Origin of the sequence: Rhodococcus sp. NPDC057135 (assembly GCF_042670865.1) — a bacterium.
GTDB lineage: Bacteria > Actinomycetota > Actinomycetes > Mycobacteriales > Mycobacteriaceae > Rhodococcus_F.
The window spans coordinates 227038-236236 of the sequence record NZ_JBHUUU010000011.1 but is presented as its reverse complement, the minus strand read 5'-3'; the positions used below and the strand labels follow the sequence as shown (position 1 = coordinate 236236).

Genomic DNA, 9199 nt, shown 5'->3' with positions numbered 1-9199 from the left:
CGGCGGCGACGGCGGCTTGGCGGGCGGGCATCTGGCCGGCGCCGGCGGTGAGGACCTGACCCATGATGACGTACTCGACCTGTTCGGGTGCGACTCCGGACTTGTCGAGGGCGCCCTTGATGGCGATGCCGCCGAGGTCGGACCCGGAGAGGTCTTTCAACGATCCGAGGAGTCGACCCATCGGGGTACGAGCTCCCGCAACGATCACAGTTGTCGTGTCGGTCATGCCAGTTCTACTTTCAGTTCGGTGCCGGTTGCGGCGACAACGTCTTCGACGCTGACATCGGGGGCGAGTTCACGCAGGACGAGTGGACCGTCTTCGCTCACGTCGATGACGGCGAGGTTGGTGATGATCCGATTCACCACTCCCTGGCCGGTGAGCGGCAGGGTGCAGGCGTCGACGATCTTGGGGTTGCCGTCGCGGTCGTTGTGCTCCATGACGACGATGACGCGTCGAGCGCCGTGGACCAGGTCCATTGCGCCGCCCATGCCCTTGACCATCTTGCCTGGCACCATCCAGTTGGCGAGGTCACCCGTCTTCGACACCTGCATACCGCCGAGGACTGCGGTGTCGATGTGGCCGCCGCGGATCATCCCGAACGAGAGGGCTGAATCAAAATATGCCGCACCGGGATTGACGGTGACCGTCTCCTTGCCGGCGTTGATGAGGTCAGGATCGACGTTGTCCTCGGTGGGATACGGTCCCGTGCCGAGAATTCCGTTCTCCGAGTGCAGGACCACACGAACGTCCGAGCCCAGGTATCCGGGAATCAGTGTGGGAAGACCGATTCCGAGGTTGACGTACTCGCCGTCGATCATCTCTGCGGCCGCCCGCGCTGCCATCTGCTGGCGCGTCCAACCCGTCACTGTCACTGGTGCGGTCATCGTGTGGTTCCTTCCGAGGCGCTGACGGTTCGCTTTTCGATTCGCTTGTTCTGAGGTCCGGTGTGGACAACGCGCTGGACGAACACCCCAGGCAGATGCACTGACGCCGGGTCGATTTCACCGGGTTCGACGAGGCGTTCCACCTGCGCGATCGTGATGCGACCGGCCATTGCGGCGAGGGGGTTGAAGTTCATCGCGGTCTTGTCGAACACGAGGTTTCCGTCGGTGTCTCCGAGAACGGCGTGCACGAGTGCGTAGTCGGCGTTGATCGCCTCTTCCATCACGTAACGCTTGGTGCCGAAGACGCGAGTCTCCTTCGGGGGAGAGGCGATTGCGATCGAGCCGTCGGCGTCGTAACGCCACGGCATTCCGCCGTCGGAGATGGGGCTACCCACTCCGGCCGGTGTGAAGAACGCCGGGATTCCGGTGCCGCCGGCGCGCAGACGCTCCGCGAGCGTGCCCTGCGGCGTCAGTTCCACTTCGAGTTCGCCGGCCAGGTACTGCCGAGCGAACTCCTTGTTTTCACCGACGTACGACGCGGTCACTCGTCGGATACGTCCCGCGCTCAGCAAGATTCCGAGGCCGTGATCGTCGACGCCGCAGTTGTTGGAGAACACCTCGAGGTCGGTTGCACTCGTAGCTGCGATCGCGTCGATCAACACGTCGGGGATGCCGCACAAACCGAATCCGCCGACTGCCAGCGTTGCGCCGTCGACGATGTCGGCGACCGCGTCTGCTGCGGACTCGTACACCTTTGCTGTCATGTTCTCTCCCTGCCAAGCGTTCATTGAGTAGACACTCACTCATTTCGGTATCCAGTGAACTATCTCCAGTTCACAGGTTCAAGCAATCTCGAACATCGACAGAGAACTGATCGACTACTGATCATCTGAAGAAATTTCGTTCACTGAATGGACGCTAGGATGAAGGCATGCCAACTCACGAGCAATCGCCGGCCATGGTCGCGCGGGTGGCGGCACTTCTGCGAGCCCTCGGCGCGGCCGAACCGACGGGCGCTTCCACCACGGAGTTGGGCAAGCTCACCGGCCTCGCTCGGCCCACCGCGCACCGACTGCTCACGTCCTTGGCTGCCGAAGGACTGGTCGACCGTGACGCACGAACCGGTCGGTGGTCGCTCGGTCCGGAGTTGTACCTCCTGGGGGCGGCGGCCGGAAATCGGTACGACATCACCGACCGCGCTCGCGACGTCGTCGACGAACTTGCCCGGGTCACGGGGGAGAGCGCATTCCTGTCGGCACGTCGAGGTGACGAGACTGTCTGCATCCTGAGCCAGGAAGGCAGTTTTCCGCTGCGATCTCACGTGCTGCACGAGGGGAAGCGTTTCCCGTTGGGAGTCGCGTCGGCCGGCCTTGCCATCTTGAGCCACCTACCGGCGCGGGACGTCGACGACTATTTCGCCCGGGTGAATCTGGATTCGGAATGGGGTGAGATCCACAGTGAGACATCGATTCGAGAGCGAATCGAGTCGACGCGGGTCACCGGCTACGCCGTCAATCCAGCCCTCATCGTCGAGGGAAGCTGGGGGATGGGTGCCGCGGTGTTCGACCGCAACGGTCGCCCGGCCTGGGCGTTGAGCCTGACCGGAGTGGAAACTCGCTTCCGGCCCGCGCGTCATGCCGAGTTGGGAACGCTGCTCCTCGAGCACGCTCACACACTGTCGAACCGATTGAAAACGCATGCAGTGAACTAACTTTCGGGAACCAGGTCTTGTGCAGTAGGAGTTTTTGCCTTCGTGCGCACATGTGCCTTCTCGCCTTGCGGGCCGAAAAGATGCAAGATTTCCACCACCTGTTCATCGGCAGGCCCGAACCAATGGGGCTCGGCAGTGTCGAACTCCGCGACTTCACCGGGGTGTAGGAGAACCTCGTTCGCCCCCAGGATGAGACGCAGATCCCCGGCGAGGACGTAGAGCCATTCGTAGCCGGCGTGGGTGACCAGCTTCGGTGGACGCGGACCGATCACCTGCTTGAAGACCTGCACGCGGCCGGGATAGCGCGTCAACGGAACGACGGCACTGCCGTTCTTGCGTCGGCTCGGGGTGAGGTGAACCCGGGGATCGCCCGTAGCGGGAGCGCCGACGAGTTGGTCCAGCGCGACCCGGTGCGCCCGGGCAAGCGGCAACAGCAGATCGAGGGTGGGACGACGCTTCCCCGATTCGAGGCGTGAGAGTGCGCTGACGGAGATGCCGGTGGCCTCGGACAGCGCCTCGAGAGTCAATCCGCGATCGCGTCGAAGCGTGCGCAGCCTCGGTCCGATATCGGTGATCAACTGCTCGAATTCAGCATCCATGCCGCCCATCTTTGCAGTTTCCGCAAAATTCTTACCGACTTCGGACGCTGGAGAGCAACGATCCTTTCGACAGTCGAGTACGGCAGAGCACTTCGAGAGATGGAGTCCGACCATGAAACCTTCGAGCGGGATCGAACCGCAAGTGATCGGACTTGATGCACGGCGGCGATGGGGCATCCTGGCGATCTGCTGCACGAGCCTGTTCGTCGTCGGGTTGGACACGACCATCGTCAACGTAGCCCTGCCGACGATCGGTGAGGGATTTCGCGTCGGAACCCGTGGTCTGGAATGGGTCGTCAACGCGTACACACTCGTCCTGGCCAGCTTGCTGATCTCGTCCGGAGCGGTGGCCGATCGTTTCGGCAGGAGACGAGTCTTTCAGATCGGGCTTGTCGTTTTCGGGGTGGCGTCGATTGCCTGCGCACTCGCTCCGTCCGTGGAGGTGCTGATCGCGGCGCGGATCGTCCAAGGCGTCGGTGGGTCGATGCTCAGTCCGGTTGCCTTGGCGATCGTGGTCAACGTGATGACCGACCCGAAGGAGCGGGCCAAGGCGATCGGGGTGTGGGCCGCGGTCTTCGGCCTGAGTATGGCGGCAGGGCCGATCGTCGGCGGCGTGCTCATCGAAAGTTTCGGCTGGCGATCGGTTTTCTGGATCAACGTGCCGGTGATCTTGGCCGTGCTCGTCTTGACTGCTGTGTTTGTTCCGGAGTCCCGAGCGCAGCAGTCGCGACGTCTCGACCTTCCCGGTCAGTTGCTACTGGTGATTCTTGTCGGCGGGGCGGTCGCCCTTCTGATCGAGGGTCCGCGAATCGGATGGTTCTCTGCCCCGGCGACGGCAGGGTATGTCCTTGTTGCTGCAGCGTTGGCCGCATTCATCCGCGTCGAATCACGCAAGCGCGAGCCACTGATGGATCTCGCACTCTTCCGCCGCAGACCGTTCTCGTCGGCTGTGGTCGGCGCTGTCGTGGTGTTCGTGGCGTTGAACGCGACGCTACTGCTCGGCACGTTCTACTTGCAGCACTCCCGCGGTATGAGTCCGGCCCTGGCCGGCGCGATCACCCTCCCGATGGCTGTTGCGGCAACGGTCTGCGCGCCGTTGTCCGGAATACTCGTCGGACGCTTCGGCCCGCGGCGGCCGCTGCTGATCGCCGGTAGTTTCACGACGCTCGGTGGACTGTGCCTGGTCTCGCTCGACAACAACACGGCGATTCCGATGCTGTTGGCCGCTTACCTGTTTCTCGGTATCGGATTCGGGTTCTCGAATGCCCCCATCACCAACACCGCCGTCAACGGGCTGCCGAGATCGCAGGCGGGGCTTGCCGGTGGAATAACTTCCAGTGCACGCCAATTCGGTGCCGCTCTCGGTGTGGCGCTGGCCGGTGGCATTATCGGCGGCAGTGCACCGGTAGACGTCGCGCAGGCATCGAGGCTGGGATGGATCCTGGTTGCCGGATGTGGGATCGCAGTCCTGTTAATTGCACTCGCATCTCGGAATTCCGAGGAACTGCCCGGTTGATCACCTGGCGTGTTCGTGCGAGCTTCACCCTGCGCGGGTGATTCCAAGCGCGTGCCCAACCGATACAGATGATGGGGTATCAGATCGTCGTATCCGAGCGGGGAGTGCCATGTGCCAGACACCTAAGGACGCAACACCGGCCACAGTCACGGCGAATCGCGAGGCAGTCGCGCGGTATGCCATGGATGACCGGCAGGATTTTGCCGACGCGGATCGAGGGTTGATCGCTCCGTTGCCGGGCAACGTTCTCGGCGACGACGGGCATGTGGTCTTCGACCCGGACGCTTTGGCGTACATCGGTGACGACGTTCCCGCACCCGACACCGTCAACCCCAGCCTGTGGCGCCAGAGTCAGGTCATACGCCGAGGTGGGCTTTACCAGGTGACGGATCGCCTCTACCAGGTGCGGAACAACGACATCGCGAACTTGACGGTCGTAGAAGGTGACGAGGGACTGATCGTCATCGACTGTATGGCCGGAGTCGAATCGGCACGGCAGGGAATGAAGATGATTCGTGAGCACGTCAGCGACAAGCCGGTTGCGGCGATCATCTACACGCACACCCATATCGACCACTACGGCGGAGTCAAAGGAATCGTCGACGTCGAGGACGTTGCGTCGGGAAAGGTGCCGATCATCGCGCCCGGCACGATCGCATCGTTCGACAAGTTCGCGATCGGTGAGAACGTTGTGGCCGGCAATGCCATGGCCCGGCGGTCTTTCTATGCCTTCGGTGGATTGCTCGACCTCGGCCCGAAAGGGGCAGTCTCTTGCGGAATCGGCGTGCTCAGCACCAAAGGCCCTCAGATCTCGTATATTTCCCCGACTGACAGCATCACGGAGACCGGAACGAAGCGTGAGATCGCCGGTCTGGAATTCGAGTTCCTGTATGCGCCGGATACCGAGGCTCCGGAGGAAATGCACATCTGGATCCCCGAACTCGCCGCGCTGACCTGTGCGGAGAACGCCAATCATTCGCTCCACAACATCCAGACCCTCAGAGGCGCGCGCACTCGCGACGCTCGGAACTTCGCTCGGTATCTGGACGAGACTCTCGAGCGATGGGGAGACGAAGCGGCTGTTCACTACGGACCGCACACGTGGCCGGTGTGGGGTAACGAGAACCTGGTGCCGTTCATCGAATCGCAAAGGGACACTTACAAGTACATTCACGACCAGGCGCTCCGTCTCGCGAACAAGGGGTACACACCGCTCGAAGCTGCCGAGGTGATCGAACTGCCGGACGAACTCGGGCGCAAGTGGTACAACCGCGGATATCACGGAACTCTGCACCACGACGTTCGCGCCGTGTACACCAAGGAACTGGGAATGTGGGACGGCGATCCGGTGTCGCTTCATCCACATCCGCCGGTCGAATCGGCGAAGAGGTTTGTCGATCTCCTTGGCGCGCAGAAGATCCTGGACGAGGGCAAGCGGGCATTCGACGCCGCGGACTACCGATGGGCGGCAGAGATCCTGCACAAGTTGGTGTTCGCGCAACCGGAGAACACCGAAGCGAGGAACCTGCAAGCCGACGTCTACGAGCAGATGGGCTATCAAGCCGAGGGGCCACAGTGGCGTGGGATCTATCTCTCGGCCGCCCTGGAGCTCCGTGAAGGCGCCCAGCCCGCCCCCTATGTCACCGCGAGCCAGGACAGTGTCCTCGCGATGCCCATCGACATCCTCTTCGACTTCGTCGCAATACATCTCATCGGCGACAAGGCCACCGACGCGGAACTGCGGATCGATTTCGTGTTCACCGATCGCGGCGACGAGGCATGGACTACGTGGGTCAAGCGCGGCGTCCTCAATGCACGTAAGGGCGCGTCACCGAACACACAACTGACGGTCTCGGGCCCGAAAGCGGCACTCGTGGGAGCGCTTCTGCAACCGGGCGCGGCCGCCGAACTGGCCAAGGCCGGGAAGATTTCGCTCGACGGAGACGAATCAGCGCTCGAGACGCTGGGAGGGTTGCTCGATACCTTCGATCCCAGTTTCAATATCGTCACGCCGTAACGAAGGGATAGTTTTCGATGTGTACACGCTTGGTCTACTTGGGGCCCAACGACACTGTGATCACTGCTCGATCGATGGATTGGAAGGTCGATCTCGGAACAAACCTCTGGGCTTTCCCGCGCGGCATGACCAGAGGGGGCTGCGCAGGTCCGAACTCGATACAGTGGACGTCGAAATACGGAAGCGTTGTCGCGACGGCCTACGACATGTGCACGACCGACGGGGTCAACGAGGCTGGGCTGTCTGCCAATCTCTTGTGGTTGGTCGAGTCCGAGTACCCGACCTATGACGGTTCGACCCCGGGATTGTCGATCGCAGCATGGGCGCAATACGTCCTGGATCGCTTTGCGACAGTTCAGGAAGCGGTCGAAGTGCTCGCGTCGGAACCGTTCACGGTAGTGACCGCTGCCGTTCCCGGCGAAGACCGCCTCGCAACGCTGCACATGTCGCTCTCGGACGCCGGGGGAGACAGCGCGATCATCGAGTACGTCGGTGGACGCCCGACGATTCATCACAGCCGTGAGTACCAGGTGATGACCAATTCGCCGATCTTCGATCAGCAACTCGCCGTCAACGAGTACTGGAAGCAGATCAACGGAACCGTCATGCTGCCCGGAACCAACCGTGCCGCTGACAGATTCGCGCGGGCATCGTTCTATGTGGATGCGATACCGCAGACGGACGATCCGCGGTCGGCATTGGCATCCACCTTCAGTGTTATTCGAAATGTATCGGTGCCCCTGGGTATTTCGACTCCCGACGAGCCCAACATCTCGTCGACCCGTTGGCGTACGGTCGTCGATCACAAACGCACGCTCTATTTCTTCGAGTCGGCGATGACACCGAATACTTTCTGGGTGGACGTGGCGTCGATGGATCTCGCGGAGGGGACGCCTGTCCGAAAGCTCGGGCTCGGCGCGAACGAGAGCACCGTCTATTCCGGTGATTCCACTGGCCAGTTCGAACAGGCGGAGGCATTCACGTTCGCGGGAGCATAAGGCTTCTGGGCGCGGCAAAAATCCAATCGTGAAACTTCTTGACATTTCTACTCCGTTCAGATGAAACTTTGTTGCATATTCGGGTTTCGTCAACGGAGGACGGCATGGGCATCACAGTGCAGACACGGAACGATGGTGCGCAGCTCAAACGGCGCAGGGCGCTCGTCGCCGGCTCCGTCGGAAATTTCATCGAGTGGTACGAGTTCGGCGTGTACGGGTTCTTCGCGACGATCATCGCGTCGAACTTCTTCAGCGCCGACGGTTCCGGCGACCTCGAAAGCCTGATCAAGACGTATGCGTCGTTTGCGTTGGCGTTCTTCTTCCGCCCCGTGGGTGCCGCGCTGTTCGGTCGACTCGGTGACCGCATCGGCCGACGTCCCACCCTGGTGATCGTTCTTCTGCTGATGTCGGCTGCGACGACCCTGATCGGTGTGCTCCCCACCTACGAGAGCGTCGGAATTCTGGCACCGCTGCTCTTGACGGTCCTTCGAATTCTGCAGGGATTGTCGGCCGGTGGTGAGTTCGGCGGTGCAGTGTCGGTGATGACCGAGTTCGCTCCGCCCGGACGACGTGGGCTGTACGGCTCGTGGCAGTCGTTCACCGTCGCACTCGGACTGCTCGCCGGTGCGGGTATCGCAGCACTCCTCGCCACTGTCCTCGACCCGTCACAGCTCAGTGACTGGGGCTGGCGCATCCCGTTCCTCCTTGCACTCCCGATGGGGCTGGTTGCCCTGTGGCTCAGGCTCCGGCTCGAAGAAACGCCGTCGTTCGAGCGTGCTCGATCAGTCCAGTCCGAACCGACAGCTGATGCGCCGGCGCCGGTAGTGCAGCCGACTGTCGGAGAGACGGCCAGGGCGATTCTGCTCGGAATCGGGCGGTTGATGGGTTGGTCTGCTGCCGGCTACACCTTCCTCGTCGTGATGCCGACTTATCTTCAGAGTTCGCTCAACGCGACTTTCCATCAGGCACTTGTTGCTTCTGTGCTCGCCAATGCGGGCTTCGCGGTGACCATTCCGATCGCGGGTGGACTCAGCGATCGCATCGGACGACGCGCGGTCATGCTCACCGGCACCGTGATAATTCTGGTCCTGGCTCTGCCGCTGCTCAACGTCCTGCAGAACGAGCAGACGTCTCTGACAGCCAAGGGATTTGCAGTGTTTGCCGCCGGCGCCGCAGTGGGACTTGTTGCCGGACCCGGACCCGCCATGCTCTCCGAGATGTTCCCCACCTCGGTTCGGTACACCGGATTGGGACTCGCATACTCCCTGTCCAACGCGGTCTTTTCGGGCTGCGCCGGTTTGATCATCACGTGGCTGATCAAGGAAACTTCCAATCTCGATATTCCGGCCTACTTCGTGATGGCAACGTGCGCCGTCAGTGCGATCGCCTTGAGTACCTTGCGAGGAAATGCCCACAAGCGGGCACTCGTCGACTGACCGCAGCTTTTCCGAATGCCGAAACGATCCGAGTAAG

Annotated in this window: 8 protein-coding genes and 1 pseudogene; 5 read left to right on the top strand and 4 right to left on the bottom strand. The window is 62.0% G+C overall.

Going from position 1 to position 9199, the window contains the following annotated elements:
* From ACFT1A_RS21730 to ACFT1A_RS21720, 3 genes and pseudogenes are all read right to left on the bottom strand, one after another.
* Positions 1-226, bottom strand: a pseudogene (locus tag ACFT1A_RS21730) (acetyl-CoA C-acyltransferase); the annotation flags it as partial.
* Entirely contained in the window at positions 223-885 is a 663-nt protein-coding gene (locus ACFT1A_RS21725) for a 3-oxoacid CoA-transferase subunit B (RefSeq protein ID WP_003941451.1), read from the bottom strand. The pseudogene ACFT1A_RS21730 and the gene ACFT1A_RS21725, both read right to left, overlap by 4 nt.
* Positions 882-1649 (bottom strand): CoA transferase subunit A, encoded by a 768-nt coding sequence (locus tag ACFT1A_RS21720; protein WP_172436629.1) that lies wholly within the window; start codon positions 1647-1649, stop codon positions 882-884. The genes ACFT1A_RS21725 and ACFT1A_RS21720 overlap by 4 nt, the downstream gene beginning before the upstream one ends.
* A 167-nt stretch (positions 1650-1816) precedes the next feature.
* Between ACFT1A_RS21720 and ACFT1A_RS21715 the strand changes: the two genes are divergently transcribed.
* Entirely contained in the window at positions 1817-2596 is a 780-nt protein-coding gene (locus tag ACFT1A_RS21715; RefSeq protein WP_378448708.1) for an IclR family transcriptional regulator, read from the top strand.
* Here the strand turns inward: ACFT1A_RS21715 and ACFT1A_RS21710 are convergent.
* Positions 2593-3195, bottom strand: coding sequence for a helix-turn-helix domain-containing protein (locus ACFT1A_RS21710; protein ID WP_378448707.1), 603 nt, complete (start codon positions 3193-3195; stop codon positions 2593-2595). The two genes, ACFT1A_RS21715 and ACFT1A_RS21710, sit on opposite strands and share 4 nt — an antisense overlap.
* A 112-nt stretch (positions 3196-3307) precedes the next feature.
* Between ACFT1A_RS21710 and ACFT1A_RS21705 the strand changes: the two genes are divergently transcribed.
* From ACFT1A_RS21705 to ACFT1A_RS21690, 4 genes are all read left to right on the top strand, one after another.
* Positions 3308-4711 carry an MFS transporter gene (locus tag ACFT1A_RS21705; protein ID WP_378448706.1) on the top strand — a complete coding sequence of 468 codons (1404 nt, stop codon included), beginning with the start codon at positions 3308-3310 and terminating at the stop codon, positions 4709-4711.
* A gap of 109 nt (positions 4712-4820) precedes the next feature.
* A complete protein-coding gene (locus ACFT1A_RS21700; protein WP_378448705.1) occupies positions 4821-6728 on the top strand; it encodes an alkyl/aryl-sulfatase in 1908 nt (635 codons plus the stop codon).
* Positions 6729-6745: 17 nt separating this feature from the next.
* A complete protein-coding gene (locus ACFT1A_RS21695) occupies positions 6746-7726 on the top strand; it encodes a linear amide C-N hydrolase (protein WP_378448704.1) in 981 nt (326 codons plus the stop codon).
* 104 nt (positions 7727-7830) lie between these two features.
* A complete protein-coding gene (locus ACFT1A_RS21690) occupies positions 7831-9162 on the top strand; it encodes an MFS transporter (RefSeq protein WP_070160319.1) in 1332 nt (443 codons plus the stop codon).
* The last annotated feature ends 37 nt before the right edge of the window (positions 9163-9199 follow it).

Excerpts from the sequence above, each read along its gene's own strand:
- ACFT1A_RS21725 (WP_003941451.1), bottom strand. The coding sequence starts at position 885 with ATGACCGCACCAGTGACAGTGACGGGTTGGACGCGCCAGCAGATGGCA.
- ACFT1A_RS21720 (WP_172436629.1), bottom strand. The coding sequence starts at position 1,649 with ATGACAGCAAAGGTGTACGAGTCCGCAGCAGACGCGGTCGCCGACATC.
- ACFT1A_RS21715 (WP_378448708.1), top strand. The coding sequence starts at position 1,817 with ATGCCAACTCACGAGCAATCGCCGGCCATGGTCGCGCGGGTGGCGGCA.
- ACFT1A_RS21710 (WP_378448707.1), bottom strand. The coding sequence starts at position 3,195 with ATGGATGCTGAATTCGAGCAGTTGATCACCGATATCGGACCGAGGCTG.
- ACFT1A_RS21705 (WP_378448706.1), top strand. The coding sequence starts at position 3,308 with ATGAAACCTTCGAGCGGGATCGAACCGCAAGTGATCGGACTTGATGCA.
- ACFT1A_RS21700 (WP_378448705.1), top strand. The coding sequence starts at position 4,821 with ATGTGCCAGACACCTAAGGACGCAACACCGGCCACAGTCACGGCGAAT.
- ACFT1A_RS21695 (WP_378448704.1), top strand. The coding sequence starts at position 6,746 with ATGTGTACACGCTTGGTCTACTTGGGGCCCAACGACACTGTGATCACT.
- ACFT1A_RS21690 (WP_070160319.1), top strand. The coding sequence starts at position 7,831 with ATGGGCATCACAGTGCAGACACGGAACGATGGTGCGCAGCTCAAACGG.